At 67.2% G+C, this 24,819-nt stretch carries 29 protein-coding genes, 1 tRNA gene and 1 pseudogene; 24 read left to right on the top strand and 7 right to left on the bottom strand.

Features of this window, described 5'->3' with window-relative positions; translation table 11 throughout:
- The first annotated feature begins 71 nt into the window (after nucleotides 1-71).
- From rpmG to AOZ06_RS50070, 3 genes are read left to right on the top strand one after another with little or no spacing between them, the layout of a single operon-like run.
- Nucleotides 72-236, top strand: a complete 165-nt coding sequence (gene rpmG / locus AOZ06_RS50080) for a 50S ribosomal protein L33 (RefSeq protein ID WP_054295823.1) — start codon at nucleotides 72-74, stop codon at nucleotides 234-236.
- Between the two features lie 11 nt (nucleotides 237-247).
- Nucleotides 248-715, top strand: coding sequence for an FAS1-like dehydratase domain-containing protein (locus AOZ06_RS50075; RefSeq protein ID WP_054295822.1), 468 nt, complete (start codon nucleotides 248-250; stop codon nucleotides 713-715).
- Entirely contained in the window at nucleotides 712-1,116 is a 405-nt protein-coding gene (locus AOZ06_RS50070) for a MaoC family dehydratase (protein ID WP_054295821.1), read from the top strand. Before AOZ06_RS50075 ends, AOZ06_RS50070 begins: the two co-directional genes overlap by 4 nt.
- A gap of 42 nt (nucleotides 1,117-1,158) precedes the next feature.
- On the opposite strand, the gene AOZ06_RS50065 is transcribed toward AOZ06_RS50070, so the two are convergent.
- On the bottom strand, nucleotides 1,159-2,385 hold the full coding sequence (locus AOZ06_RS50065) for a pyridoxal phosphate-dependent aminotransferase (protein WP_054295820.1): 1,227 nt from the start codon (nucleotides 2,383-2,385) through the stop codon (nucleotides 1,159-1,161).
- Nucleotides 2,386-2,582: 197 nt separating this feature from the next.
- On the opposite strand from AOZ06_RS50065, the gene AOZ06_RS50060 reads away from it, so the two are divergent.
- From AOZ06_RS50060 to AOZ06_RS50035, 6 genes are all read left to right on the top strand, one after another.
- Nucleotides 2,583-2,655: transfer RNA gene (locus AOZ06_RS50060), tRNA-Trp, on the top strand.
- A 36-nt stretch (nucleotides 2,656-2,691) separates the two neighbouring features.
- Nucleotides 2,692-3,111, top strand: coding sequence for a preprotein translocase subunit SecE (secE, locus tag AOZ06_RS50055; protein ID WP_083472463.1), 420 nt, complete (start codon nucleotides 2,692-2,694; stop codon nucleotides 3,109-3,111).
- 41 nt (nucleotides 3,112-3,152) lie between these two features.
- On the top strand, nucleotides 3,153-3,950 hold the full coding sequence (gene nusG / locus AOZ06_RS50050) for a transcription termination/antitermination protein NusG (RefSeq protein ID WP_054295819.1): 798 nt from the start codon (nucleotides 3,153-3,155) through the stop codon (nucleotides 3,948-3,950).
- A gap of 86 nt (nucleotides 3,951-4,036) precedes the next feature.
- On the top strand, nucleotides 4,037-4,468 hold the full coding sequence (gene rplK / locus AOZ06_RS50045; RefSeq protein WP_054295818.1) for a 50S ribosomal protein L11: 432 nt from the start codon (nucleotides 4,037-4,039) through the stop codon (nucleotides 4,466-4,468).
- Nucleotides 4,469-4,620: 152 nt separating this feature from the next.
- Entirely contained in the window at nucleotides 4,621-5,343 is a 723-nt protein-coding gene (gene rplA, locus AOZ06_RS50040) for a 50S ribosomal protein L1 (RefSeq protein ID WP_054295817.1), read from the top strand.
- A gap of 106 nt (nucleotides 5,344-5,449) precedes the next feature.
- Nucleotides 5,450-5,998 (top strand): TetR/AcrR family transcriptional regulator, encoded by a 549-nt coding sequence (locus tag AOZ06_RS50035; protein WP_236951987.1) that lies wholly within the window; start codon nucleotides 5,450-5,452, stop codon nucleotides 5,996-5,998.
- A 5-nt stretch (nucleotides 5,999-6,003) separates the two neighbouring features.
- Here the strand turns inward: AOZ06_RS50035 and AOZ06_RS62430 are convergent.
- Together AOZ06_RS62430 and AOZ06_RS50025 are read right to left on the bottom strand one after the other, a co-directional pair.
- A pseudogene (locus AOZ06_RS62430) lies at nucleotides 6,004-6,632 on the bottom strand (class I SAM-dependent methyltransferase).
- 9 nt (nucleotides 6,633-6,641) lie between these two features.
- Nucleotides 6,642-7,370 carry a hypothetical protein gene (locus tag AOZ06_RS50025; protein WP_157233681.1) on the bottom strand — a complete coding sequence of 243 codons (729 nt, stop codon included), beginning with the start codon at nucleotides 7,368-7,370 and terminating at the stop codon, nucleotides 6,642-6,644.
- Nucleotides 7,371-7,606: 236 nt separating this feature from the next.
- On the opposite strand from AOZ06_RS50025, the gene rplJ reads away from it, so the two are divergent.
- The 3 genes from rplJ (at nucleotide 7,607) to AOZ06_RS50010 (ending at nucleotide 9,119) form a co-directional block, all read left to right on the top strand.
- Entirely contained in the window at nucleotides 7,607-8,140 is a 534-nt protein-coding gene (rplJ, locus tag AOZ06_RS50020) for a 50S ribosomal protein L10 (protein WP_054295814.1), read from the top strand.
- 44 nt (nucleotides 8,141-8,184) lie between these two features.
- On the top strand, nucleotides 8,185-8,574 hold the full coding sequence (rplL, locus tag AOZ06_RS50015; RefSeq protein WP_054295813.1) for a 50S ribosomal protein L7/L12: 390 nt from the start codon (nucleotides 8,185-8,187) through the stop codon (nucleotides 8,572-8,574).
- A 311-nt stretch (nucleotides 8,575-8,885) separates the two neighbouring features.
- Entirely contained in the window at nucleotides 8,886-9,119 is a 234-nt protein-coding gene (locus tag AOZ06_RS50010) for a DUF397 domain-containing protein (RefSeq protein ID WP_054295812.1), read from the top strand.
- Between the two features lie 87 nt (nucleotides 9,120-9,206).
- Here AOZ06_RS50010 and AOZ06_RS50005 read toward each other — a convergent pair whose 3' ends face one another.
- The gene (locus AOZ06_RS50005) at nucleotides 9,207-9,419 is read right to left on the bottom strand and encodes a DUF397 domain-containing protein (protein WP_054295811.1); all 213 of its coding nucleotides are present in this window, start codon (nucleotides 9,417-9,419) and stop codon (nucleotides 9,207-9,209) included.
- Nucleotides 9,409-10,359 (bottom strand): helix-turn-helix domain-containing protein, encoded by a 951-nt coding sequence (locus AOZ06_RS50000; protein ID WP_225953129.1) that lies wholly within the window; start codon nucleotides 10,357-10,359, stop codon nucleotides 9,409-9,411. Before AOZ06_RS50000 ends, AOZ06_RS50005 begins: the two co-directional genes overlap by 11 nt.
- 249 nt (nucleotides 10,360-10,608) lie before the next feature.
- Here AOZ06_RS50000 and AOZ06_RS49995 point away from each other — a divergent pair, with 249 nt between their 5' ends.
- A complete protein-coding gene (locus AOZ06_RS49995) occupies nucleotides 10,609-11,706 on the top strand; it encodes a ThiF family adenylyltransferase (protein ID WP_054295810.1) in 1,098 nt (365 codons plus the stop codon).
- A gap of 8 nt (nucleotides 11,707-11,714) precedes the next feature.
- On the opposite strand, the gene AOZ06_RS49990 is transcribed toward AOZ06_RS49995, so the two are convergent.
- Nucleotides 11,715-12,587 carry a helix-turn-helix domain-containing protein gene (locus AOZ06_RS49990; RefSeq protein WP_054295809.1) on the bottom strand — a complete coding sequence of 291 codons (873 nt, stop codon included), beginning with the start codon at nucleotides 12,585-12,587 and terminating at the stop codon, nucleotides 11,715-11,717.
- Nucleotides 12,588-12,825: 238 nt separating this feature from the next.
- Between AOZ06_RS49990 and AOZ06_RS49985 the strand changes: the two genes are divergently transcribed.
- Nucleotides 12,826-13,059 carry a hypothetical protein gene (locus AOZ06_RS49985; RefSeq protein WP_054295808.1) on the top strand — a complete coding sequence of 78 codons (234 nt, stop codon included), beginning with the start codon at nucleotides 12,826-12,828 and terminating at the stop codon, nucleotides 13,057-13,059.
- Between the two features lie 448 nt (nucleotides 13,060-13,507).
- Here AOZ06_RS49985 and AOZ06_RS49980 read toward each other — a convergent pair whose 3' ends face one another.
- Nucleotides 13,508-14,362 (bottom strand): trypsin-like serine peptidase, encoded by an 855-nt coding sequence (locus AOZ06_RS49980; RefSeq protein WP_054295807.1) that lies wholly within the window; start codon nucleotides 14,360-14,362, stop codon nucleotides 13,508-13,510.
- A 210-nt stretch (nucleotides 14,363-14,572) separates the two neighbouring features.
- Here AOZ06_RS49980 and AOZ06_RS49975 point away from each other — a divergent pair, with 210 nt between their 5' ends.
- From AOZ06_RS49975 to AOZ06_RS49930, 10 genes are read left to right on the top strand one after another with little or no spacing between them, the layout of a single operon-like run.
- Nucleotides 14,573-15,751, top strand: coding sequence for an ABC transporter ATP-binding protein (locus AOZ06_RS49975; protein ID WP_054295806.1), 1,179 nt, complete (start codon nucleotides 14,573-14,575; stop codon nucleotides 15,749-15,751).
- 59 nt (nucleotides 15,752-15,810) lie between these two features.
- Nucleotides 15,811-16,542, top strand: coding sequence for an MlaE family ABC transporter permease (locus AOZ06_RS49970; RefSeq protein ID WP_083472461.1), 732 nt, complete (start codon nucleotides 15,811-15,813; stop codon nucleotides 16,540-16,542).
- A 3-nt stretch (nucleotides 16,543-16,545) separates the two neighbouring features.
- Nucleotides 16,546-17,370, top strand: coding sequence for an MlaE family ABC transporter permease (locus AOZ06_RS49965; RefSeq protein WP_054295804.1), 825 nt, complete (start codon nucleotides 16,546-16,548; stop codon nucleotides 17,368-17,370).
- Nucleotides 17,367-18,695, top strand: coding sequence for an MCE family protein (locus AOZ06_RS49960; protein ID WP_054295803.1), 1,329 nt, complete (start codon nucleotides 17,367-17,369; stop codon nucleotides 18,693-18,695). Before AOZ06_RS49965 ends, AOZ06_RS49960 begins: the two co-directional genes overlap by 4 nt.
- On the top strand, nucleotides 18,692-19,717 hold the full coding sequence (locus AOZ06_RS49955; protein ID WP_054295802.1) for an MCE family protein: 1,026 nt from the start codon (nucleotides 18,692-18,694) through the stop codon (nucleotides 19,715-19,717). The genes AOZ06_RS49960 and AOZ06_RS49955 overlap by 4 nt, the downstream gene beginning before the upstream one ends.
- Nucleotides 19,714-20,697, top strand: a complete 984-nt coding sequence (locus AOZ06_RS49950) for an MCE family protein (RefSeq protein ID WP_054295801.1) — start codon at nucleotides 19,714-19,716, stop codon at nucleotides 20,695-20,697. Before AOZ06_RS49955 ends, AOZ06_RS49950 begins: the two co-directional genes overlap by 4 nt.
- A complete protein-coding gene (locus tag AOZ06_RS49945; RefSeq protein WP_054297494.1) occupies nucleotides 20,694-21,857 on the top strand; it encodes an MCE family protein in 1,164 nt (387 codons plus the stop codon). Before AOZ06_RS49950 ends, AOZ06_RS49945 begins: the two co-directional genes overlap by 4 nt.
- Nucleotides 21,854-23,050, top strand: coding sequence for an MCE family protein (locus AOZ06_RS49940; RefSeq protein ID WP_054295800.1), 1,197 nt, complete (start codon nucleotides 21,854-21,856; stop codon nucleotides 23,048-23,050). Before AOZ06_RS49945 ends, AOZ06_RS49940 begins: the two co-directional genes overlap by 4 nt.
- A complete protein-coding gene (locus AOZ06_RS49935) occupies nucleotides 23,044-24,303 on the top strand; it encodes an MCE family protein (RefSeq protein WP_054295799.1) in 1,260 nt (419 codons plus the stop codon). Before AOZ06_RS49940 ends, AOZ06_RS49935 begins: the two co-directional genes overlap by 7 nt.
- Entirely contained in the window at nucleotides 24,300-24,812 is a 513-nt protein-coding gene (locus AOZ06_RS49930; protein WP_054295798.1) for a hypothetical protein, read from the top strand. Before AOZ06_RS49935 ends, AOZ06_RS49930 begins: the two co-directional genes overlap by 4 nt.
- Nucleotides 24,813-24,819: the final 7 nt, after the last annotated feature.

Here is a 24,819-nt window from a genome sequence, read left to right as displayed (position 1 = left end):
CCAGGGGGCTCCACCCCCTGGACCCCCAAGAGTGGGGCGGGGACCATCGTTTGGTTTAGAAAGGTACTGCTGTGGCTGCCACTGACGTGCGACCGAAGATCACGCTCGCGTGCGAGGTGTGCAAGCACCGCAACTACATCACCCGGAAGAACCGGCGCAACGACCCGGACCGCATCGAGCTGAAGAAGTTCTGCCCGAACTGCAAGACGCACCAGGCGCACAAGGAAACTCGCTGAGCTAGCTCCTCATGGCTCTCGATCCCTCCTTCATCGGACGCAGCTACCCGGCCTCACCGGTCTACCAGGTCAGCCGGGCCAAGATCCGAGAGTTCGCCGAGGCGATCGGTGACGACAACCCGCTCTACTCCGACCCGGCTGCCGCACAGGCCGCCGGGTATTCGGATGTCGTCACCCCGCCGACGTTCCTCACCATCATCAACCTGGCCGCGATCAACGTCGTGATCAACGACCCGGAGCTGGGGCTGGACTACAGCCGGATGGTGCACGGCGACCAGAGCTTCGTCTACAACCGCCAGGTGCGCGCCGGTGACGAGCTGCGCGTGATCGTCCACATCGAGGACATCATGCATCGCGCGAGCAACGACTTCATCAACATGCGGGCCGACATCGTCGACGCCGACGACGAGATCGTCGTCATCTCGTACGCCCAGCTCGTCGTGCGGGATGCCGTGAAGCCGGAAGAGGCTGCCGTATGACCGCCGTGGGTGACGAGCTGCCGTCGTTGACCGTGCACGTCACGCGCAAGGACCTCGTGCGCTACGCGGGTGCCTCGCTCGACTTCAACCCGATCCACTGGAACGAGTCGTTCGCCAAGGAAGTCGGCCTGCCGGACGTCATCGCGCACGGCATGCTCACCATGGCGCTGGCCGGTCGCGTGATCACCCAGTGGGTCGGCGACCCCGGCAAGGTCCTGCAGTACGGCGTCCGGTTCACGCGTCCCGTCGTGGTCCCCAACGACGACAAGGGCGCGACCGTCGAGCTGTCCGGCAAGGTCCGCGATGTCAACGAAGACGGCACTGTCCGCGTCGACATCACCGCCAAGTTCGACGGCAAGACCGTCCTCGGCAAAGCCCAAGCCCTCCTCAAACTCTCGTGAGTGTTTCGTCCGGTTAGAACCGGACGAAACACTCACGAGCATTTACCTGGCTTCTTGCAGCAGGTTGGCCATCCTCGTCATGCCCGTGGCCAGGTCCTCGTCGCCGAGCGCGTACGACAGCCTGAAGTAGCCGGGCGTCCCGAACGCCTCACCCGGCACCACCGCGACCTCGGCGTGTTCGAGGATCAGCGCCGCCAGTTCCGTGCTCGTCCGCGGCCGGACGCCACGGATTTCCTTGCCCAGCAAGCCTTTCACCGACGGGTACACGTAGAACGCGCCCTTCGGCGTCGGCACCTCGACGCCGGGGATCTGCGAGAGCATCCGCACGATCGCCTGCCGACGGCGGTCGAACGCCGTGTGCATCTCCCGCACGGCGTCCAGCGGGCCCGACACGGCCGCCAGAGCGGCCCGCTGGGACACGTTCGCCACGTTCGACGACAAGTGGGACTGGAGGTTCGCCGCGGCCTTCGTGACGTCCTTGGGGGCGATCATCCAGCCGACGCGCCAGCCGGTCATCGCGTACGTCTTGGCGACGCCGTTGACGATCACGCACGTGTCCGCCAGCTCCGGCACCACGACCGGCATGGACTCGGCCTTGGCGCCGTCGTAGACCAGGTGCTCGTAGATCTCGTCCGCGATCACCCAGATGCCGTGCTCGACTGCCCACCGGCCGATCGCCTCGACCTGCTCACGCGGGTACACCGCGCCGGTCGGGTTGGACGGCGAGACGAACATCAGCGCCTTGGTGCGCGGCGTGCGGGCCGCTTCCAGCTGCTCGACCGTGACCAGGTAGCCCTGGGTCTCGTCGGTCACCACGGGCACCGGCACGCCGCCGGCCAGGGTGATCGACTCGGGGTACGTGGTCCAGTACGGCGCGGGCAGGATCACCTCGTCGCCGGGGTCGAGCAGGGTCGCACAGGTCTGGTAGACCGCGTGCTTGCCGCCGTTGGTCACGATGACCTGGCTCGCGTCGATCTCGTAGCCGCTGTCGCGTTTGGTCTTCGCCGCGATCGCCGCGCGCAGTTCCGGCAGCCCGGCCGCGGGGGTGTACCGGTGGTTGCGCGGATCGCCTGCCGCCTGCACGGCCGCCTGGACGATCGCGTCGGGGGTGGGGAAGTCGGGCTCGCCCGCGCCGAAGCCGATCACCGGGCGTCCCGCTGCCTTGAGCGCCTTCGCCTTGGCGTCGACCGCCAGGGTCGCCGACTCGCTGATGCCGCCGATCCGGACCGACACCCGGGGCCTGACCTGCTGTTCTTCACCTGCTGACATGACCGCATCGTCGCAGACCGGCCGACGTGCCCGACGCGAAGGTGACCCGCGATTTCAAGGGCCTCCAGGCCTTGCCGTACACTTTCGAACTCGGAACGAAAGTCACTTTGCCCCACGCGGTCGGCTCTGACAGAGTGGGGACAGTGGATCTCGTCCACGGGGTGGCTCCACGAGCCGCTCGGGGGAACGGGATGCACAGGGGCGTAGCTCAATTGGCAGAGCAGCGGTCTCCAAAACCGCAGGTTGCAGGTTCAAGTCCTGTCGCCCCTGCAACGAAGGTCAAGGCTGGCGAGCGGAGGAACTGGCGTGAGCGAGGAGCCGGGCAAGGATCGGGAAGAGGACAAGAAGCCTCAGTCCCGTCCGGTCACCGCCGCTGCGCGGCGCGAACGCCGCGCGTCGGCGCGTCCTGCCGCGCGCAAGGACGCAGCTCCGGCCGCCAAGGCCAAGCCCAAGTCGAAGCCGGCCGACGGCGAGGCGCTGACCGAGGGCAAGAAGGGCCGCGCCACCCCGTCGCGGGACGGCAAGGAGAAGCGCGCGGGCGTGTTCGCCCGGCTCTTCCGGTTCCTCAAAGAGGTTGTCGCCGAGCTGCGCAAGGTCATCTGGCCGACGCGCAAGCAGATGATCACCTACACCGCGGTCGTCCTGGTCTTCCTCGCCGTGATGGTGGCCATCATCGCCGGGCTCGACCTCGGCATCGGCAAGGGCGTGCAGTCGATCTTCGGATAAGCGGGCCGCACGCGAGCGTAGAGATAGGAAGCGAGATCACAGTGACCTCCGAGAACGGCGCCGCTGGCGGCCAGGGGCTGACCAGTCCGGCCGACGACGAGGTCGTCGCCATCCAGGACGAGGAGACCCTCGCCCAGGCGGAGACCGACGAGGACGTCGATGACGTCGACGTCGACGCCGCCGGCGAGCAGGATGCCGCCGAGGACGAGACCGTCGCAGCGGAGGCCGAGGCCGAAGAGGACCCCGTCGCCGAGCTGCGCGAGGCGCTGCGCCGCGCGCCGGGCGACTGGTACGTGATCCACTCCTACGCCGGGTACGAGAACAAGGTCAAGACCAACCTCGAGACCCGCATCCAGACCCTCGACATGGAGGACTACATCTTCCAGGTCGAGGTGCCGACCGAAGAGGTCACCGAGATCAAGAACGGCCAGCGCAAGCAGGTGCAGCGCAAGGTGCTGCCCGGCTACATCCTGGTCAGGATGGACCTCAACGACCCGTCGTGGAGTGCGGTCCGCAACACCCCCGGCGTCACCGGCTTCGTCGGTGCGACGTCCAAGCCGTCCCCGCTGACCATCGACGAGGTGGCGAAGTTCCTGCTGCCGCAGGTCGAGCAGACCAAGCCGGCGGCAGGCAAGCCCACCGCGACGGCGACGAAGCCGACCGTCGAGGTCGACTTCGAGGTCGGCGAATCGGTTACAGTCATGGACGGCCCGTTCGCCACGCTCCCCGCGACCATCAACGAGGTCAACGCGGACGCGCAGAAGCTCAAGGTCCTGGTGTCGATCTTCGGTCGGGAGACCCCGGTCGAGCTGTCGTTCAGCCAGGTCTCCAAGATCTGACCGGCCTCACTGTGTGAAGGCCGGCGGCCGCGCGGCGGCACGGCAGGTTCGTCGCGCGGACCCACGCAGGAAACAGGAATACGAGAATGCCACCCAAGAAGAAGAAGCTTGCAGCGATCATCAAGCTGCAGATCACGGCGGGTCAGGCCAACCCGGCCCCGCCGGTCGGCCCCGCGCTGGGTCAGCACGGCGTCAACATCATGGAGTTCTGCAAGGCCTACAACGCCGCGACCGAGTCGCAGCGTGGCACCGTGGTGCCGGTCGAGATCTCCGTGTACGAAGACCGCTCGTTCGACTTCAAGCTCAAGACCCCGCCGGCCGCGAAGCTGCTGCTGAAGGCCGCCGGTGTCGACAAGGGCAGCGGCGAGCCGCACCGCGTCAAGGTCGCCAAGGTGACCTGGGACCAGGTGAAGGAGATCGCCCAGCAGAAGCAGGCCGACCTCAACGCCAACGACATCGACCAGGCAGCCAAGATCATCGCGGGCACCGCCCGTTCGATGGGCATCACGGTCGAGTAAGAGCGACGTCGACCAGGCAGCACAGTGCCCGTCAAGGAAATCGCCGGCGCGGCGTGATCCATGGGCATCAAGGTCGAATGAGAACTTTCTGCAAGAACCCGTGGGAGGGCCGAGCGCGGCCCGTCACCACAACTGTTAGTTAGGGAAACAGCATGGCAAAGCGCAGCAAGGCCTATCGTCAGGCCGCCGAGCTGGTGGACAAGGAGCGGCTGTACTCGCCGCTCGAGGCCGCCAAGCTCGCCAAGGAGACCTCCAAGGTGAAGATGGACGCGACCGTCGAGGTCGCGATCCGCCTGGGTGTCGACCCCCGCAAGGCAGACCAGATGGTCCGCGGCACCGTGAACCTGCCGCACGGAACCGGTAAGACCGCACGCGTCATCGTGTTCGCGACGGGCGACAAGGCCGCTGAGGCCGAAGCCGCCGGTGCGGACGCCGTTGGCGCCGAGGACCTGATCGAGCGCATCCAGGGTGGCTGGCTCGACTTCGACGCCGCGATCGCCACCCCGGACCAGATGGCCAAGGTCGGCCGGATCGCCAGGATCCTCGGCCCGCGTGGCCTGATGCCGAACCCGAAGACCGGCACGGTCACCCCCGCGGTGGCCAAGGCCGTCGCCGACATCAAGGGCGGAAAGATCAACTTCCGCGTCGACAAGCAGGCCAACCTGCACCTGGTGATCGGCAAGGCGTCGTTCGACGACGACAAGCTGGTCGAGAACTACGCAGCCGCGCTGGACGAGATCCTGCGCGCGAAGCCGTCGTCGGCCAAGGGCAAGTACCTCAAGAAGGTCACCTTCACCACGACGATGGGCCCCGGTATCCCGGTGGACCCGGCTCGTACCCGTAACCTGCTCGCCGACGAGGCCGCCGCAGTCTGAGCGACCCGCTGGGCACGAGAAGGCGGACCCGCACCGGGTCCGCCTTTTTCGTGGCCGCTGATGTTGCACATACGTATACACGAGCCGTATACCCGGAGGCGTAACAGTGAAGCTGCCCAGGCGGCAACGGCGCGAACAGCTGCTGGCGCAGGCGACGAAAGTGTTCGCGGACAAGGGATACGCCTCAACCGGGCTGGAGGACGTCGCCGCGGCGGCCGGGGTGAGCCGGATGATCCTGTACCGGCACTTCGAGTCCAAAGCGGACCTCTACCGCGCGGCGTGCGAGCGCGCGGGCGAAAGGCTTGCGGCAGCGACGGGTGACGAGCTGACCGAGTCCACAGTGGGCGCGCTCGTGCGGTGGGCGGCGAAGGAGACCGCCGAGTTCCGCCTGCTTTTCCACCAGGCCGCGCGGGAAGCGGACTTCCGCGCGGACATCGACGCGTTGCGCGCCGAACTGATCGAGACGCTGCGGCACCGGATGCGTGACCTGATCCCCGACCGCCGCTGGGCGAAGTGGGCCGCGAACCTGGCGCTCACCGTGACCGTCGAGGCGACGATGGCCTGGCTCGAAGTGGGCAGTCCCGACCCGGACCAGGCGGCCGACCGGATCACCGAAACCGTGCAGGCCGTCATCACGGCAGCCATCCGGCACTGAGGCGGTCAGGACTCCTTGCGAACCAGCAGCTGGGCCTGGTGGAACCGTTCACCGTCGTACGGCTCGCGCCGCAACCGCCCGACCTCGACGAAACCGCTCTGGCGCAACAGGTCCATCAGGCTGTCGGGCGCCCACCGGTAGGCGGGCGTGACCTTGTGGCCGAACTCCTGCGGCACCGGGTCGTCTCCGGCGAAGAACCCGAGCAGCAGGTGGCCCCCCGGCGCCAGCACCCGCTGGAATTCACTGAACACCGCAGGCAGCAGCCGCGGTGGCGCGTGGATGATCGAGTAGAACGCGAGAATGCCGCCGACGGCACCGTCGGCGAGGTCCAGCTCGGTCATCGACCCCACGTCGAACCGCAGATCCGGATGGGCCCGGCGGGCGATGGCGACCATCTCGGGCGACAGTCGATACCGAACGCGGTCAGCCCCAGGGCGTGCAGGTGCGCCGTCACATGGCCGGGCCCGCAGCCGATGTCGGCGACCGGTCCGGCCGGCACGAGTTCGGCGAACGCCGCGAGCAGCCCGCGTTCCAGCGGCAGAGTGGCGAGGACGCCGCTGAAGAGCTCGGCGTAAAGCGGCGCGACGGCGTCGTAGGCAGTTCTCGTGCCGGTCAGGACAGGCGGTTCGGTCACGGCGGAAACCTAGCGGGAGCTGACCGTCGTCGGAGGCGACGTGGTGGACGTGGTGGCGCAGTCCTTGGGCTGGTGGCCGGAGATGATCCACGCACTGCCGAACGGCGTGAACGTGAACGTGCCCAGCGACGTGGTGCCCGGCTTGACCCGCAGCGTGCAGGAATCCACCTCGATGAGCTTCTTCCCGGACGTGTCGATCCTCGGCACGCCGGTCAGCGCGGACACCTGCGGCTGGAGCTTGGCGACCGCGGCCGTGCAGTCCGGCGCCTCGAAGTTGCTGGCGAACGCGGCCTCGGCCTCCTTGGTGAACAGGTAGCAGGCGATCTTCGGCTGACCGAGCGAGATGCTCCGGTACAGCGTGTCCATCACCTCGTTCGGCCTGCCGGGTTCACGGCCGGGATCCCGCACCGAACCGGGCCCGGCGCCACCCTGCACGGTGTTGTCGTCCGGCTCGGGACCGAAGTAGTGGTTGTAGGCCCAGAACAGGCCGATGACCACCAACGCGTACAGCACCAGCTTGCGGAAGGCCTTGCTGAACAGGACCTTCTGCCAGGTCGGCTTCTTGCGCGGCGGTGGTGCGGCAGGCGTGAGCTGGCCCTGCGACTCCTGGAACTTCATGAACTGCTGGAACTGCTGGAACTGCTCGAACTGGCGCTGCTGTTCGGGGTCGACCGGGGCCGGTGGGGGGTTCACCGGGTTGTAGGGAGCCGGGTGGTTGGGGCGCTCGTCTTCGGCCACGCCCACCATCATGCCGGGGGCGATTTGGAGAGGCAGCTTCGTGTCCCGTATCGTTGTGCTCGTTCTACCGAAGACCGCTGGTCTCTTCCCCCGTGAAGATGAAGATCCCGCAAGGGTGGCCCGCGCAGGAGGAACGAGCTGAGAACTTCTTTCTTACGCCCGTGCCCTTGCGTGCCGGGCGTTTCGTCTTTTCCGGGCTGGAGCACGAGCGGTCGTAGCCCAGAGAGGAGGCGAACATGGCGAAGCCGGACAAGGTGGCCGCAGTCGCCGAGATCGCGGACAAGTTCCGCACCAGCTCGGCTGCCGTCGTCACGCAGTACAGCGGCCTCTCCGTGTCGCAGCTCACCACGCTGCGCCGCGCTCTCGGCACCAACGCGTCTTACCGTGTCGCGAAGAACACCCTGGTCAAGCTGGCCGCCAAGGATGCCGGAGTGCAGGGCCTCGACGGCCTGTTCGAGGGTCCGACGGCGATCACGTTCGTCGACGGCGAGCCCGTCGACGCGGCCAAGGCACTCCGCGATTTCGCGAAGGACAACAAAGGCCTGGTCATCAAGGGCGGCTACATGGAAGGCCGCGCGCTCTCTGTCGAAGAGGTCGCGCAGATCGCTGACCTGGAAAGCCGTGAGGTACTGCTCGCCAAGCTGGCGGGCGCGATGAAGGGCAACCTCGCCAAGGCCGCCGGGCTGTTCGCCGCCCCGGCCACGCAGGTCGCCCGCCTGGCCGCCGCGCTGCAGGAGAAGAAGGCAGCAGAGGCTCCCGCCGAGAGCTGAAGTTCACCCCCACCCGCTTGGTTGAGAAGAAAGGAGCCGCCAAAATGGCGAAGCTCAGCACCGACGAGCTGCTCGACGCGTTCAAGGAGATGACGCTGCTCGAGCTGTCGGACTTCGTGAAGCAGTTCGAAGAGGTCTTCGACGTCAAGGCCGCCGCTCCGGTCGCCGTTGCCGCCGGCCCCGTCGGCGGGGGCGCTGCCCCGGCCGAGGCTGAGGAGCAGGACGAGTTCGACGTCGTCCTCGAGTCGGCCGGTGACAAGAAGATCCAGGTCATCAAGGTCGTCCGCGAGGTCGTCTCGGGCCTGGGCCTGAAGGAGGCCAAGGAGCTCGTCGAGAGCGCCCCGAAGCCGGTCCTGGAGAAGGTCGCCAAGGAGGCCGCCGAGGCCGCCAAGGAGAAGCTCGAGGCCGTCGGCGCCAAGATCACCCTCAAGTGATCACCGCGGCCTGAGCCGCGAAGCAAGACCCGAAGAGGGCCGCCCTGCGCACGGGGCGGCCCTTTTCGTATGTCCTGACTGCCCGCCCGGTGAACGCCGCGGCGCCAGTTCCCCGGCCGCCGGCGGCCAGTTGGACCACGATTGGCCCGTCCAGGCGTTGTCTGCCAATCACCGTCGTCTGGTGGCAAGTATCGGCAGACCTGTGGCGGTACCTTCTATAGAGGGATGCGGGGTTTGGTCGGCTACAGGCCGCCACGGCGGGTCGAGGCGGCGGCAGCAGCTTCAGCATGAGCCCTTCGAAAGGAACTCCCATGGAATCTGACGCACACCGGGCAGGTCTCCTCTCCTGCGCCAGCTGGCGGACGTCGAGCTACAGCACCGGTCTGCAGAACTGCGTGGAAGTCAACACCTCTGCCTCGGAGTACGTCGGGGTGCGGGATTCGAAACTCGGCGCGGACAGTCCGGTTCTCGTCCTCGATCGTTCCGGGATGCGGGCGCTGCTGTTCCGGGTCAAGAGCGGCCAGTGTGACCGTCTGGCCACCTAGGCTTACTGGCCCACCGTGTGGGCAGGCTCGAGTGCCTTGCCGGACGATGCTGTGACCATCCAGCAAGGCACTGGCAGAGTGGCTCCGTCAGCCGTTCTTCACCCGGCCGAGGAATGCTTGCATCTCGGCAAGGTTGAAGACGAGGACGGGACTGTCCGCGCCCAGTTTCGAATCCCTTACCCCCATGTAGCCGGAGATGGAGCCGTTGAGCTCGACGCATCCATTTTGCCAGGCTGAGCGACTTGATTTCCGCCAGCCGGCCGCATCGGTCAGAGCAAGGCGAGCAGTGTCAGTGTTCACGAATCTCCTTCGCGAGGCTGAGGATGAATTCCCGTGACTGGTCCGGCTTGTGCGCCTGGATCTGCAGGCGCTCGAAGATGTTCCGGTAATCACGCACCTCCTCGGGGCTCTCGTAGTAGCTGGGTTGATGCCGGCCCTCGATATAAACAGTGCCGGTGTCTCCGATGAACTCAGGAGGATAGTCGAAAATGGTGAAAGTGCCATCGGTGGCTGGATGGGCCCCTGCGCTGAAGGGCAGCACCTGGATTTCGATGTTCGGTCGCTCGGCCAGTTCGGCCAAGTGATGCAACTGTTCGCGCATCACGGCAGGACCACCTACCTGGCGGCGCAGGACACCCTCGTCCAAGATTGACCACACTCGGGGTGGGGCATCGCTGCGATCCAGCATTTGCTGCCGTGTCATCCGTAACTCGAGCCACGCCGCGATCTGCTCGTCGGTCAAGCGGCGCTCACCGCTCTGGTTGATTCCCAAAGCGTAGTCACGGGTTTGGAACAAGCCAGGCACAACAAGCATGTCCGCGCTGCTGATTCGTGCGGAACCCGTTTCCAAAGCCAGGAACAGCTCGGACATGCCGACGGTTTCGAACTTGAACTTGTACCCGATCCACCAATCCTTGCCACGCTTCGCCCTCTTGACCATTTCGCGAAAGAGCTGCACGCGATCCGGTACGCCGTAAAGGGCGAGCAGGAGCTCCAGGTCTGCGGGAGCGGGCAAGTTCCGCGCGGTTTCGATGTGCGCGATGACGGTGGTGGCCTTGCCGATGCGCTCTGCCGCGGCCGAGCGGTCGTGGCCACTGGCCTCCCGGAGGCGCTTCATCTCGAGCGCGATCCAGCGCTTGACGGCGGTGGGGTTCACGGTGACCACGAAAGTCCCTGCCTCCTCCAGTGCATCGCGGTTGGTGACTGAGTCACCCGCATAGCCCAAAGAGAAGCTCCACATACCACACGAGTGGAGTCTGGACTGCCACAATGTGGAGCTCTACATTTTGGGTATCAGTCGAACTGGCAGTCTACATCGTGAGACAGGTTGATTGTTGGGTGGGTGGTTCTGCCGGGGTGTCAGTTGGACTCCCACGTGGAAGGAGGTGGCGGGCAATGATCGAGATCGTGATGGTCGACCGCGAGAGCGCGTCGGACCACTCCTACAGCGACGAAAGCGGGAGTTGACGGCAGAGGGAGGGAAGTTCCGGTGCGACCACGAATCAAGAGCGAGCACCGCCCGGTCCGGTTCGGTGACGGGTGGGTCCGAATCGGCGGTGACGTCTTCGGTGTCGCCGCCGAGATCAGGGATCCGGACGGCGGCGTGTGGGCGTTGCTGGAACTTCTCGACGGCACGCGCACGGTGGACCAGGTGGTCGCCGACCTGGTCCAGCTCTTCCCCGGCCTGCTGGTCGCCGAGATCAGGGCGGACATCGACCTGCTGGCTGACATGGGCTACGTCGAGGACGCGGACGAACCGGCGGACACCGCCGTGAGTGCTCGGCAACGGGAGCGCTACGGCCGCGGCATGCTGCTCAACCGCTGGGTGGATCGCACGCGGCGGGGTTCCAGCTGGGAGTTCCAGTCCCGGATGTCGCAGGCCAGCGTGGTGGTGGTCGGTGTCGGCGGAGTCGGCTGCACCGCGGCTCTCGCGCTGGCGTTGTCCGGCGTGGGGCATGTGCACTGCGTCGATCCGGACGTGGTCGAGCTGTCCAACCTCAATCGCCAGATCCTGTACACGGAGCTGGATCTGGGGCGGCTCAAGGTGGAGGTGGCGGTCGAACGGCTGCGTGCCGCGAACTCGGACATCGCCGTCACCGGGGAGCCGACCAGGGTCGAAGGGCCGGTGTCACTGCGGGCGCTGCTCACCGGGTGCGACGTTCTGGTGATGTGCGCCGACGAGCCCGGGATCCGGATTTGGAGCAACCAGGTGTGTGCTGTGACAGGGACACCTTGGGTGTACGGCGTCTATCACGGTCCGCAGGCCGATATCGGCTTGTACCGGCCGGGCACGGGGCCGTGTTTCGAGTGTGCTCGCGCTGCGGAAGTGGATCGCAAGGCGCTGCGGCCGCAGGTGGCGGTGTGGGGGCGCGACCAAGCTGGGCCTCTGGTGCATGCCGCGAACGCCGTCACGGCCGGTGTGGTCGGCAACCTGGTCGCGCACGCGGTGATGAGCCTGATCACCGGAGTGCCGAGGCTGCGGGTGAACTGTCAGCACGGGTACAACCTGGTGACGCTGGACCATGCCTTCGTCACCGTTCTGGACCAGCCGCATCCGCGGTGCGGGACCTGTGGCATGGCTTCCTGATCGACTGGTCAGGACGTGGAGCCGGTCAGCTGCCGCGCTACCCGTTGGATCAGTTCCACCGCTGCGTCACCGGCCAAGGCGGCGGCATGGAGGTGGCCGAAGAGGCGCTGGTAGACGGCGACCTCGTCCGGGTCGGCGAACTGGACTCTGCCTGTCAGGTTCTCCACGCTCACGAAGCTGCCGTCGAGGATCAGGAATCCGTTCAGCGGAGGGACCGGCATGGGGTTGGCGAAGGGCAGGATCCGCAGGTCGACCGAGCGCACCCCGATGAGGGCGCGGAGCCGGTCCAACTGCCCGAGCTGGGTTTCGACGCTACCGAAGCGGGTCCACAACGCGGCCTCCCCGATCACCAGCGACACGGTCTTGCCGGGGTCGTAGAGCACCTCCTGCCGTTCGATGCGCACGGCCACCATCTGCTCCACGTCTTCCGGCGGGGCGTCTGCCAAGTCCGCGGGCCCGGTGGGGAGTGCGACGATTTCCCGCGCGTAGGCGGCGGTCTGCAGCAGACCCGGGATCAGTGCGGGGTGGAACTGGGTGATCGTGGTTGCGCGTCGGTTGCGTTCCAGCCACATCCGCTGGTTGGCCACGGCGCCGCCCTGGTCCTTGAAAGCTTGGCGGAACGACACCGCCTCCACCCTTGCGCGGACGAGCAGCTCGGTCACGGCGTCGTGTTCGGCGGCGGCGTCGGCGGCCTCGAGCCAGGCCGTGATGTCGTCGTCCGTCGGGAACTGCGCCCCGGTTTCGATCTTGGACACCCTGGACTGCGGCCAGTCCAGCTGCTGGGCGAACCGGTTGCCCGACATCCCGGTCGCGGCGCGGATCTTCCGGAGTGCCGCGGCGAGTCGGGCGCGGTCGGAATCAGGGCTGGGTGAGACGGACATGACCTGCTCTCCGGGCTCGGCGCGACGGACAGATCATCCTACCGCGCCGGGAATAGAATCTGCATAGATTTCGAATATGAGCCTTCTCAAGCGCATAGAACTCGAATAGAGTGCGGGGTTGTCACGCTCGGTTGCGAAGGGACCGAGCGGTCGTCCCAGGCGAACCAGCGCACCAGGCGCCGAGATCCAGCCGCAAAGGCTCGCCACAGCCCGTGCTAGCCATCAAGGAGAATGTCCGATGTTTGCCGTGTGGATGCAGATCGTCGTGTTCGTCCTGCTGCCGCTGGGTTTGGCAGCCGGCTACGCCGCCGGCCGTGTCAGCAGACGGAACAGGCGCGAATCCGCCCATACCAACGACTTCATCACCCACCCCGGCCTGGCTCCGGAATACCCGTCCTACCCCGCGGTTCGGCTGAAGACGTCGTACCCGGGCTCGATCTCGTGGCGGCGCCCGGCCCGCCATCACGGCTGACAGGACCGGATCCCGGCCCCCGGCCAGCGCGGGAGCCACGCCGTACGGCGAAGCGGACCAGGCACAGCGGACCGGCTCGGCTGATGGGGAGACAGGCCGGGCCGGTGGACTCGCCGAGCCTGGAGAGAAGCCCTCGCCCGACGGTGCCCGCGCCGCTCCGGCCGTCCACGAATCTGTGGGCGGCCGGGGCACCCGCACGGCAGCGGCTCACCAGCGCGAACCAGGATGCCGTCAGCCCCGTGACGACACCCGAACTCCGGGAAGGTTGTCGATGAAGATCTTTTGCTCGCTCCGCGCCCTTGTCCTTTTGGCCGTCTGGTCCTTCGCCGCAGGTGTGTTCCTCGGTACCGCACTCATGCCGCATACCTCGTGATGAGTGCGCCGTCTGACACCAGCGTCCCCTGCCCGGTGATCGGGCAGGGGACGCCAGGACAGTCGATCTCGCTGCTTACCGCCAGCCGGTGACCTCGGTCAGCCGGGATGCGGTGATCCTGGCTCCGCTGTTCTGGGAGCCGCCGTAGGCGTGGAACGCCAGTGAGCACCAGCCTTCACAGCCCGCTGATCCGGCTGGGCGGTTGGTTGCGACGGCACTGCCGCTGTTACCGCCGACGGTGTCGTTCTGGTAGTACAGCCGCAGGGCACCTGATGTCCGGATCTGGTCCGTTGACAGCCACTGCTGCTTGTTCTTGTCGCCGCCGTAGCCCTGGATCGTGGTTGCGGTGCCGTTCAACGACGCTGTCGTCGCGTACGCGCCGTACCAACCGACCGTGTTGCCGATTGTGCAGTTCAGCTTCGCGCCGCCGTAGTCCTCGTCAGCTGAGCCGTTGTTTCGGTAGCCGTTGCTCACGCGCAGGGTTGTTGCTGTGCAGGAGCCGTACGGCGCTGTGGTGCCGTTGTAGCCCGGGTAGAAGCGGAGGCCTTCGTAGAACGCCGAGCCGCTCCACACGCAGTGCCCCGCTGTCAGCACGAGGGAGGCTCCGAACATCCAGCCGGTGCAGTGCTGGCGTTCTGTTCCTCCGGACGTGCGGGTGATCAGCACCGTCGCGCGGGCCGGGAAGTTCGTCGTCGGGTTCACCCGCACCCGGTTGTCCGGGCCGATGATCGACTGGATGCCCACTCCGCTGAAGCCCTCGATCTTGTGACCCGGTGCCACCGGGTCCGCACCGACGAGTGCGGGGTCCTGGATACCGCTGCCCACGTACGACGGCACTCCGGTCAGTGTGCCGCTCGCGTTCGCGGGCGTCGCCATGACGACTCCCGCTACCAGGACTCCGCTCAGTAACGCCACCAGACGGTTGGCCATGTTCGTACTCCGTCCGTTGCAGGGATGACAACCGACGGTATCCAGGCAGTATCGCTACGCACAGCTTCGTTCGTAGCCAATACGCCGCGTTGGCCCGACTGGTCTAGGGTGCAGGTCCAGGTGGCTCATGTCGGCGTCCGCTGTACCAGGCAGTAACCCCGGCGAGCTCCGCTCGTTGGTGAAGCAGGGAACGCGAGCTCGGGAGGATCGATGGGCGCCGAAGTGGTGGTCGAGGGTCTCACCAAGTCCTTCGGGCGGCAGACCATCTGGCGGGATGTCACCTTGACCCTGCCTCCCGGCGAGGTCAGCGTGATGCTCGGCCCGTCGGGTACTGGTAAGTCCGTCTTCCTCAAGTCCATGATCGGCTTGCTCAAGCCCGACCGTGGCAAGTGCGTGGTCAACGGGGTCGACGTCGTCTCCTGCTCGGAGAGCAGGCTCTACGAGACCCGCAAGCTGTTCGGCGTCCTGTTCCAGGACGGCGCGCTGTTCGGCTCCATGAACCTGTACGACAACGTGGCCTTCCCGCTGCGTGAGCACACCCGCAAGTCCGAGACCGAGATCAAGCGGATCGTCCTCGAGAAGATGGACATGGTCGGTCTCGCCGGCGCGGAGAAGAAGCTCCCCGGTGAGATCTCCGGCGGTATGCGCAAGCGCGCCGGGCTGGCCCGTGCCCTCGTGCTCGACCCCGAGATCATCCTGTGCGACGAGCCGGACTCCGGCCTCGACCCCGTCCGCACCGCGTACATCAGCCAGCTGCTGATCGACCTGAACGCCCAGGTCGACGCCACCATCCTGATCGTCACGCACAACATCAACCTGGCTCGTACCGTGCCGGACAACCTCGGCATGCTCTACCGCCGCGAGCTGGTCATGTTCGGGCCGCGCGAGGTGTTGCTGACGTCCGACGAGCCCGCTGTGCAGCAGTTCCTCAACGGCAGCCGGTTCGGTCCGATCGGCATGTCCGAGGAGAAGGACGTGGCCACGCTCGCCGCCGAGCAGGAGCTGGCCGACTCGGGCCACCACGACGGGTCCGCCGAAGAGCTGACCGGAGTCGTCCCGCAACTGCAGCCGACGCCCGGCCTGCCGGAGCGGATGGGTGTCCGGCGCCGCAAGGACCGGGTGATGAGCATCCTGCACTCGCTTCCCCCCGCCGCGCAGGAGAGCATCATCGAGAGCCTCACGCCCGAGGACCAGCAGCGGTACGGCGTCCGCCCGCACATGGCGACCGCGACCGCGGCTGCGACTGTCCCGGCTGGGCACCGGCCGTCACCGGCGCCCCGGCCGCCGCAGGCCGGCGAGCGTTTCCAGGGTGACCTCAGCGGTGTCGCCGAGATCCCGCAGTCGCCGTGGCGTCCGCCCCACCAGCAAGGTCCGGGTGGTGGCGCGTGACCGTTCGCTCCACCAGGTCGTCATTCCCTGGTGCTGGCGCGCTTCGTGAGACCGGCCGGATGTTCGCTCTCGGTCTTGACGTCGTGCGCGGGTTCTTCCAGCGACCGTTCCAGTTCCGCGAGTTCATCCAGCAGTCCTGGTTCATCGCGAGCGTCTCGATCCTGCCGACCGCGCTGGTCGCGATCCCGTTCGGCGCGGTCATCGCGCTGCAGCTGGGTTCGCTGGTCACGCAGCTCGGCGCGCAGTCGTTCATGGGTGCCGCGAGCGTGCTCGCGATCATCCAGCAGGCGGCGCCGCTGGTGACGGCGCTGCTCGTGGCCGGCGCCGGTGGCTCGGCCATGTGCGCGGACATCGGTGCGCGGACCATCCGCGAGGAGATCGACGCGATGGAGGTGCTCGGCGTGTCCGCCGTGCAGCGCCTCGTCGTGCCGCGGGTGCTCGCGTCGATGCTCGTCGCCGTTCTGCTCAACGGCCTGGTCAGCGTTGTCGGTGTGCTCGGCGGTTACTTCTTCAACGTCATCCTCCAGGGCGGCACGCCCGGTGCTTATCTCGCTGGCTTCTCCGCGCTCGCGCAGCTGCCGGACCTGTGGATCAGCGAGATCAAGGCGTTGATCTTCGGCTTCATCGCCGGTGTGGTCGCCTGCTACCGCGGCCTCAACCCGTCGCCCGGCCCGAAGGGTGTCGGTGACGCGGTCAACCAGTCGGTCGTCATCACGTTCCTGCTGCTGTTCTTCGTGAACTTCGTGCTGACCACCGTGTACCTGACGGTCGTGCCGGCGAAGGGGAGCTGAGACATGGCAGTCAGGGACCAGCTCCGCAAGCCGCTGGAGATGCTCGACCGCGCGGGCGACCAGATGTCGTTCTACGCCAGGGCTCTGGCGTGGATCCCGGCGACGGCCACGCGGTACATGCGCGAGACCATGCGGCTGCTGGCCGAGGTGAGCTTCGGCAGCGGTGCGCTCGCGGTCATCGGCGGCACGATCGGCGTGATGCTCGGCCTGACGCTGTTCGTCGGCACCGTCGTCGGCCTGCAAGGGTACGCCGCGCTCAACCAGATCGGCACGGCCGCGTTCGCCGGGTTCGTCTCCGCGTACTTCAACACACGTGAGATCGCGCCGCTGGTCGCGGGCCTGGCGTTGTCCGCCACGGTCGGGTCCGGGTTCACCGCCCAGCTCGGCGCGATGCGGATCTCCGAGGAGATCGACGCGCTCGAAGTGATCGGTGTGCCGTCGTTGCCGTACCTGGTCACGACCCGGATCATGGCCGGGTTCATCGCGGTCATCCCCTTGTACATCATCGGTTTGTTGTCGTCCTATGTGGCCTCACGGACGATCACGGTGTACTTCTACGGCCAGTCCGCCGGCACGTACGACCACTACTTCGACTTGTTCCTGCCGCCGCAGGACGTGTTCTGGTCCTTCGGCAAGGTGCTGATCTTCGCCGTGGTGATCATCCTGACGCACTGCTACTACGGCTACCGCGCCAGCGGCGGCCCCGCCGGTGTCGGTGTGGCCGTCGGCCGCGCGGTGCGGACCACGATCGTCTCGGTCACGCTGCTCGACTTCTTCCTGAGCCTGGCGATCTGGGGCACCACGACCACTGTGAGGATCGCTGGATGACGACACTGCGAAGGAGGCTGCTCGGCCTGCTGTTCATCTCGATGCTGGTCGGCTTCGTGGTGCTCAGCGTCGCGTTCTTCAACCGCTCGTTCACCTCGACGGTGAACGTCGTGCTGACCACCGACAAGGTCGGCAACCAGCTGCAGCAGCGCTCGGACGTGAAGGTGCGCGGGCTGATCGTCGGTTCGGTCGAGAAGATCACGCCGACCGCGCGCGGCGCCGAGCTGACCCTGGCGCTCGAGCCGGACAAAGTGGACCTGATCCCGGACAACGTCTCCGCGCGGTTCCTGCCGAAGACGCTGTTCGGCGAACGCTACGTGTCGCTGCAGATCCCGCAGCAGGCGTCGGCGCGGACACTGCGCGCGGGGGATCAGATCAAACAGGACACCTCGGCGCCCGCGATCGAGGTCGAGAAGGCCCTCAACGACCTGCTGCCCGTGCTGCAAGCGGTTCAGCCGCAGAAGCTGTCGAGCACGCTGACCGCGATCTCCACCGCGCTGGAAGGCCGCGGCAAACCGCTCGGCGAGACGCTGTCCGAGCTCGGCCAGTACGTCGGTGAGCTGGCGCCGCACGTGCCGCAGCTGCAGCACGACCTGCAGGCGCTGGTGAAGTTCTCCGACACGTACAGCGAGGCGACGCCGCAACTGGCGCAGGCGCTCACGGACCTGACCGTGACGTCGAAGACGATCGCCGAGCAGCGCACCAACCTGTCCAATTTGTACGCGAGCGTGACGACGGCGGGCACGGACCTGCGGACGTTCCTCGCGGTGAACAAGAACAACCTGATCCAGTTCGCCGCGACGTCCCGGCCGACGCTCGAGGTGCTGGCCAAGTACGCGCCGTCGTACCCGTGCTTCCTCAAGCAGATGGCCGATCTGGTGCCCGATCTGGACAAGGCGTTCGGCAAGGGTACCAACGAGCCCGGTCTGCACGCGACGATCGAGATCACGGTCAACCGCGGCCCGTACAAGCCGGGCAAGGACGAGCCCCGCTACGAGGAGCACCGCGGGCCGCGCTGCTACGACCTGCAGCAGGCGCCGGATCCGTTCCCGCAGCATCCGCCGGACGGTCCGCTGCGCGACGGGTCGAGCAAGCCGCCGAACTCCCGCCCGGCGCAGGACGGCCTGTTGCCGCCGGGGAACATCGGCAACGCGACGTTCCCGTCGTCGGCCGGTGGTTTCGGCCTGGCGAACACGCCGACCGAGCAGGACTTCGTGGCCGCGATGATGGCGGGCAAGCTCGGTGTGCAGCCCGAACAGGTGCAGGGGTGGACGGCGTTCCTCGCCGCCCCGGTGTTCCGCGGAGCGGAGGTGACTGCCAAATGAAGAGCCTCACCGGACCGATGATCAAGCTGACGCTGTTCATCGTGGTCACCGTGGTGGCGACCGCTGTGCTGGCGATCAGCATCGCGAACACGAACCTGAGCTCCACCAACACCTATTCGGCCAGGTTCGTCGACGTGACGTCCTTGTTGCCCGGTGACGACGTGCGCATCGCGGGTGTCCGGGTCGGGCAGGTCGAGGAAGTCGCGATCGCCGACCGCAAGCAGGCCGAGGTGACGTTCTCGGTCGACGCCGGGCGCAAGCTGCCCGCCGGGGTGACCGCGACGATCAAGTTCCGCAACCTGGTCGGCCAGCGCTACATCGCGCTGACCCAGGGCACCGGCAGCGGGCTGCTCGCGCCGGGCGCCACGATCCCGTTGGACCGCACCAGGCCCGCACTGGACCTGACCGAGCTGTTCAACGGTTTCAAGCCGTTGTTCCGCGCGCTTTCGCCGGATGACGTGAACAAGCTGTCCTACGAGATCATCCAGGTCCTGCAGGGCGAAGGCGGCACGGTCGAGTCGCTGCTGTCGCACACGGCGTCGCTGACCAAGACGATCGCCGACAAGGACGTGGTGATCGGCGAGGTGATCACCAACCTCAACAGCCTGCTGGAGACGGTGAACGCCCGCGGCCAGCAGCTGAGCGACCTCGTCGTGCAGTTGCAGCAGCTGGTGTCCGGGCTGGCCGCGGACCGCAAGCCGATCGGTGACGCCATCCAGGCGCTGTCCGGGCTGGCGGGCACCACGTCCGGGCTGCTCAACGAGGCCCGTGAGCCGCTCAGGAACGACATCGCGGCGCTGGGCACGCTCACCAAGAACCTCAACGACTCCGAGCAGATCGTCGAGCACTTCGTGAAGTTCCTGCCGACCAAGGTGGAGGCGCTGACCCGCACGGCCAGCTACGGCTCCTGGTTCAACTTCTACCTCTGCTCGGCGTCCGGTTCGGTGGCGTTGCCGCCGTTGATCACCGAGCCGATCACCATCCCGGTCGCGCCGGTCACCCAGCCGAGGTGCAAAGGATGAAGTCGTTCCGCTCCCGCAACCCGATCACGATCGGCGTCACCGGTCTCGTGGTGATCGCGCTGGCGCTGCTGGCCGCGGTGTACTCCGACGACCTGCCGATCATCGGCGGCGGCACCACGTACCAGGCGCAGTTCTCCGAGGCGGCCGGGATCAAGGCGACCGACGAGGTCCGGATCGCCGGTGTGAAGGTCGGCAAGGTCACCGACGTCGACCTGGACGGCGACTCGGTGCTGGTCTCCTTCAAGGTCAAGGACGCCTGGATGGGTGACCGGACCAGGGCGGCCATCAAGATCAAGACGCTGCTGGGGCAGAAGTACGTCGCGTTGGAGCCGGACGGCAGCGGCACGCTCGACCCGGGCAAGCCGATCCCGCGCAACCGCACAGTGGCTCCGTACGACGTGCTCGAGGCGTTCCGCGGGCTGGCCGAGACGGTCGACGCGATCGACACGCCGCGGCTGGCCAAGAGCTTCGAGGTGCTGTCGCAGACCTTCGCCGACACCCCGGACAACGTGAAGGGCGCGCTGGACGGTCTGTCGGCGTTGTCCAAGACGATCTCCAGCCGCGACGAGCAGCTCGCGCAGCTGCTGGGCAACACCGCGCAGATCTCCAAGACGCTCGCCGACCGGGACGCCGAGGTGGCCAAGCTGCTGGCCGACGGCAACAAGCTGCTCGACGAGGTCCGCAGGCGCAAGCAGGCGATCAGCTCATTGCTCGACGGCACGAAGAAGCTCTCGGCCGAGCTCAAGGGCCTGGTGGAGGACAACTCCAAGCAGCTCGACCCGGTGCTGGCGCAGCTGGACCAGTTCACCGCGATGCTGCAGCGCAACCAGGACAGCCTGGCCAAGGGCATCGAGAAGTTCGCGCCGTTCGTCCGCCAGTTCAACAACACCATCGGCAACGGCCGCTGGTTCGACAACTACATCTGCGGGCTGCTGCCGCCGTCGGTCGGTCCGATCAACCCACAGGGGTGCACGCCATGACGTTCAAAACGCGCCAGGGGCGCGACCTCGGACGTGGTGTGGCGATCGCTTGCGTGCTTGGCCTCGCCGCCGCCGCGGTGTTGTGGTGGGTGTTGTCCGACAGCGGCAGCAAGCGCATCACGGCGTTCTTCGGTGGCGCGGTCGGCTTGTACGAGGGCAACGAGGTGCGTGTGCTCGGTGTCGCGGTCGGCACAGTCGACAAGGTCGAGCCGCAGGGCGACCAGGTCAAGGTCGAGCTGCTGGTGGATCGCGACCGGGCGCTCCCGATGGACGCCAGCGCCGTCGTCGTCGCCCCTTCGCTGGTCAGCGACCGGTACGTGCAGCTGGCCCCGGCGTACGTCGCCGGGCCGCAGATGAACTCGGGCGCGACGATTCCCCGCAACCGCACGGCGACTCCGCTCGAGGTCGACGATCTGTACAAGAGCCTCAACCGCGTGAGCACCACGCTCGGCCCGAACGGCGCCAACAAGGACGGCGCGTTGTCGGACCTGCTGGACACGTTGGCCAAGAACCTCCAGGGCAACGGCCAGGCCACCCACGACACGATCAAGCAGCTCGGCCAGGCGGCCAGAACCCTGTCCGGCAGCCAGGAACAGCTGTTCTCCACAGTGGACAGCCTGAACAAGTTCACCGGCACGCTGGCCGCGAGCGACCAGCAGGTCAGGCAGTTCTCCCAGCAGCTGGCCGACGTCAGCGGGTTCCTCGCCGCCGAGCGCGGCAACCTCGCCCAGTCCGTGCAGCAGCTGGCCGGTGCGCTCGAGCAGGTGCAGGCGTTCATCAGGGACAACAGGGACCGCCTGAAGTCCAATGTGGACAAGTTGGCTGGGATCACGCAGGTGCTCGTCGACCAGCGGGCCGCGCTCGCCGAGACGCTCGACATCGCCCCGCTGGCGCTGAGCAACATCTTCGGCTCGTACAACGCATCCGCGGGCACCCTGGACGCGCGCTCGAACCTCAACGAGTTGACCCAGCCGCCGATCGTGATGGTCTGCAAGCTGCTGGAACAGGCCACCCCGAAAGGGATCCCGCCGCTGCTGTCGGACGCGTGCAAGCAGGTCGCGCCGCTGCTCAAGGGAATCCCGTCGGTCGCGCAGGTGATCAGCGCGTACGACAACGGGTTCGTGCCGCCGCTCCCGGTTCCGCTGGGTGGTGGGCGATGAGGTTGCGTCACGCCGCACTGGCTTGCGTGAGCGCGCTGGCGCTCACCTCATGCAGCTTCGAAGGCATCTACGACCTGCCGTTGCCCGGTGGCGCCGATCTCGGCGACCGCCCGTACACGGTGAAAGCGCAGTTCCGGGACGTGCTCGACCTGGTGCCGCAGTCCGGCGTGAAGGTCAACGAGGTCGCGGTCGGCCGGGTCGAGGCGATCACGCTCGCCCCGGACGGCTGGACGGCCGAGGTCACCATGAGCGTGCGCGGCGACATCGACCTGCCGGGCAACTCGCTCGCCCGGCTGCGCCAGTCGAGCCTGCTCGGTGAGAAGTACGTCGAACTGACCGCGCCGCAGCCCGGCAAGGAACAGGGCAAGCTCGCCGGCGGCGCGTACATCGGACTGGACCGCACCAACCGCAACACCGAGGTCGAAGAGGTCCTCGGCGCGTTGTCGATGCTGCTCAACGGCGGTGGCGTCGACCAGTTGCGCACGATCGCCGACGAGCTCAACCAGGTCGCGGACGGCAACGAGCCGCAGCTGAAGGCGTTGCTGACCAACACGAACAAGCTCGTGTCCGACTTGGACGCCCGGCGCGGTGACATCACCAAGGCGCTCGACGGGCTGGCCAAGCTGTCCAGGACACTCGACGGGCAGAAGGACAAGATCGCCAAGGTGATCGACGAGATCGGGCCCGGCCTGCAGGTGCTGTCCGAGCAACGGCCGCAGCTGGTCACCATGCTGCAGAACCTCGACCAGCTCTCGGCCGTCACGGTCGACACCGTCAACAAGAGCAAGGCCAACCTGGTCGCCGACCTCAAGGCGCTCACGCCGGCGCTGCAGAAGCTCAGCGAGGCGGGCGCGAGCCTGCCGAAGTCGCTGGAGCTGCTGCTCAGCTTCCCGTTCCCGGACTCGGCGGTGCCCGCGGTCAAGGGCGACTACGTCAACCTGTACGCCAAGATCGACCTGAACCTCGGCGAGATCCTCAACAACCTCAGCCGCAGCAGGCAGAACCCGTTGAAGGACATCCCGCTGCTCGGCCAGCTGACCACCGGCCAGGAAGGCGTCCAGCCGGGTGCGCCGCCACCGCTCGGCGTGCCCGACCTCGGCGGCGGCAACCAGCCCGGCACCCCCAGGTCCACCTGCACCGGCAACTCCGCCGGTGGCCTGCTCGGCTCGATTCTGGGAGGCCAGCGATGCTGACCAGGCGGACGAGGCTGCAGATCGTCGCGTTCTTCGTGATCGCGGTCGTCGCGGTGGTGTACGCGCTGTTCCGGTTCACCGACATCGGCAAGGTCTTCGGCCACGAGGGCTACACGGTGAAACTCCGGCTGGCCGACTCCGGCGGCATCTTCACCAACGCCGAGGTGACCTACCGCGGCGTGCAGGTCGGCCGCGTCGGCGAGATCCACCTGACCCGCGACGGCATCGAGGTCGACCTGGAGATCACGCCGGACGCGCCGCGGATCCCCGCCGACCTGAAAGCGGTCGTGGCCAACCGGTCCGCGGTCGGCGAGCAGTTCGTGGACCTGCAGCCGCGCAAGGACTCCAGCCCGTACCTGTCGGGTGACTCGGTGATCGCGGCCGAGCACACCGAGACGCCGTTGTCGACCGACAAGGTCCTGCGCGACCTGGACGACCTGGTCGTGTCGGTGCCGACCGAGTCGCTCAAGACCGTCGTCGACGAACTCGACAAGGCGTTCACGGGCACCGGGCCGGACCTGTCCCAGCTGCTCGACTCGACCGGCCAGTTCACCAAGGCCGCACGGGAGAACCTGCCGCAGACGATCGAGCTGCTGCGCAACTCCGGTGTCGTGCTGGACACCCAGAACGCGCAGTCGGGCAACATCAAGTCGTTCTCCACCAGCCTCGCGCAGCTCAACGAGCAGCTCAAGAACTCCGACGGCGACATCCGCAAGCTGATCGCCGTCACCCCGCAGGCCGCCGAGCAGGTCACCGGCCTGCTGCGGGAATCCGGCTCCGGCCTCAGCGTGGTCCTGGCCAACCTGCTGACCACGGCGAACATCCTGGTCACCCGCAACGACGGGCTCGAGCTGATGTTCGTGGCGTACCCGGGTGTCGCGGCGGGCGCGCGTTCCGTGGCGCCGGGCGACGGCACCGCGCACCTCGGCCTCGCGCTGAACCTGTTCAACCCGCCGCCGTGCGTGAAGGGCTACGAGGCCACCAAACGCCGTCCCGGTGACGACACCTCGCCGATCGCGACGAACGAGAAGGCGTACTGCGCCGAACCGCTCGGCAGCCCGATCAGCGTCCGGGGCTCGCAGAACGCCCCGTTCGGCGGTAAGGTCGCGGCCCCGTCGCAGGCGCAGATCGCGGCCAACGCGGGACGCGGCGGGCAGCAGCTGGCCGACCAGAGCTCCGGCTTGATCGGCTTCCTCGGCCAGCCGATCCCGCAGGGCCCGCTGACGATGCTCCAGACGCTGGGAGGGTCATGACCAACCGCAACCTGCTGTTCGGCTCGATCGCGCTGGTGGTGGTCGCGGCCGCGTTCGCGGCGGTGTTCGGCGTCTGGTGGGCGAGTGCGAGCGGGGAGAGCGCGGACGTCCGCAAGACCCGCGAAGAGGTCTCCACCGCGGGTTCGGCCGCGGTCGCCACGCTGACGTCGCTGGACTTCACCGACGTCGACGCGACCTACCAGCGGTTCCTCGACGTGTCCACGGGTTCGGTGCACGACGACTACGCCAAGAACCAGGAAGACTTCAAGAAGCGGATCAGGGACGCCAAAGTGGTCACGACGGCGGCGGTCAGGGAGACCGCGGTGACCGACGTGAACCTGCAGAAGAAGGTCGCCACCATCATGGTCGTCGTCGACACGACGGTGAAGGAGAGCGACAAGGCCCCGACCACCAAGCGGCTGCGGATCGAGGCAGCGCTGGACCAGACCGACAACGGCTGGAAGGTCAACGCTCTGCGCCAGGTCCCGTACTCCGCCGCCCAGCAGTGATTCGGAA

Origin of the sequence: Kibdelosporangium phytohabitans, from assembly GCF_001302585.1 — a bacterium.
Lineage (GTDB): Bacteria > Actinomycetota > Actinomycetes > Mycobacteriales > Pseudonocardiaceae > Kibdelosporangium > Kibdelosporangium phytohabitans.
The sequence above is the reverse complement of the archived record's forward strand: the minus strand, read 5'-3'. Positions and strand labels throughout refer to the sequence as shown.

Excerpts from the sequence above, each read along its gene's own strand:
- AOZ06_RS49970 (WP_083472461.1), top strand. The coding sequence starts at position 15,811 with ATGTTCGCTCTCGGTCTTGACGTCGTGCGCGGGTTCTTCCAGCGACCG.
- AOZ06_RS50010 (WP_054295812.1), top strand. The coding sequence starts at position 8,886 with ATGGAATCTGACGCACACCGGGCAGGTCTCCTCTCCTGCGCCAGCTGG.
- AOZ06_RS50070 (WP_054295821.1), top strand. The coding sequence starts at position 712 with ATGACCGCCGTGGGTGACGAGCTGCCGTCGTTGACCGTGCACGTCACG.
- AOZ06_RS50075 (WP_054295822.1), top strand. The coding sequence starts at position 248 with ATGGCTCTCGATCCCTCCTTCATCGGACGCAGCTACCCGGCCTCACCG.
- AOZ06_RS49980 (WP_054295807.1), bottom strand. The coding sequence starts at position 14,362 with ATGGCCAACCGTCTGGTGGCGTTACTGAGCGGAGTCCTGGTAGCGGGA.
- AOZ06_RS49965 (WP_054295804.1), top strand. The coding sequence starts at position 16,546 with ATGGCAGTCAGGGACCAGCTCCGCAAGCCGCTGGAGATGCTCGACCGC.
- AOZ06_RS49955 (WP_054295802.1), top strand. The coding sequence starts at position 18,692 with ATGAAGAGCCTCACCGGACCGATGATCAAGCTGACGCTGTTCATCGTG.
- rplJ (WP_054295814.1), top strand. The coding sequence starts at position 7,607 with ATGGCGAAGCCGGACAAGGTGGCCGCAGTCGCCGAGATCGCGGACAAG.
- AOZ06_RS49975 (WP_054295806.1), top strand. The coding sequence starts at position 14,573 with ATGGGCGCCGAAGTGGTGGTCGAGGGTCTCACCAAGTCCTTCGGGCGG.
- AOZ06_RS49985 (WP_054295808.1), top strand. The coding sequence starts at position 12,826 with ATGTTTGCCGTGTGGATGCAGATCGTCGTGTTCGTCCTGCTGCCGCTG.
- AOZ06_RS49945 (WP_054297494.1), top strand. The coding sequence starts at position 20,694 with ATGACGTTCAAAACGCGCCAGGGGCGCGACCTCGGACGTGGTGTGGCG.
- rplA (WP_054295817.1), top strand. The coding sequence starts at position 4,621 with ATGGCAAAGCGCAGCAAGGCCTATCGTCAGGCCGCCGAGCTGGTGGAC.
- AOZ06_RS49990 (WP_054295809.1), bottom strand. The coding sequence starts at position 12,587 with ATGTCCGTCTCACCCAGCCCTGATTCCGACCGCGCCCGACTCGCCGCG.
- rplK (WP_054295818.1), top strand. The coding sequence starts at position 4,037 with ATGCCACCCAAGAAGAAGAAGCTTGCAGCGATCATCAAGCTGCAGATC.
- AOZ06_RS49935 (WP_054295799.1), top strand. The coding sequence starts at position 23,044 with ATGCTGACCAGGCGGACGAGGCTGCAGATCGTCGCGTTCTTCGTGATC.
- AOZ06_RS49940 (WP_054295800.1), top strand. The coding sequence starts at position 21,854 with ATGAGGTTGCGTCACGCCGCACTGGCTTGCGTGAGCGCGCTGGCGCTC.
- rplL (WP_054295813.1), top strand. The coding sequence starts at position 8,185 with ATGGCGAAGCTCAGCACCGACGAGCTGCTCGACGCGTTCAAGGAGATG.
- AOZ06_RS49950 (WP_054295801.1), top strand. The coding sequence starts at position 19,714 with ATGAAGTCGTTCCGCTCCCGCAACCCGATCACGATCGGCGTCACCGGT.
- AOZ06_RS49930 (WP_054295798.1), top strand. The coding sequence starts at position 24,300 with ATGACCAACCGCAACCTGCTGTTCGGCTCGATCGCGCTGGTGGTGGTC.
- AOZ06_RS50065 (WP_054295820.1), bottom strand. The coding sequence starts at position 2,385 with ATGTCAGCAGGTGAAGAACAGCAGGTCAGGCCCCGGGTGTCGGTCCGG.
- AOZ06_RS49960 (WP_054295803.1), top strand. The coding sequence starts at position 17,367 with ATGACGACACTGCGAAGGAGGCTGCTCGGCCTGCTGTTCATCTCGATG.
- AOZ06_RS50000 (WP_225953129.1), bottom strand. The coding sequence starts at position 10,359 with ATGTGGAGCTTCTCTTTGGGCTATGCGGGTGACTCAGTCACCAACCGC.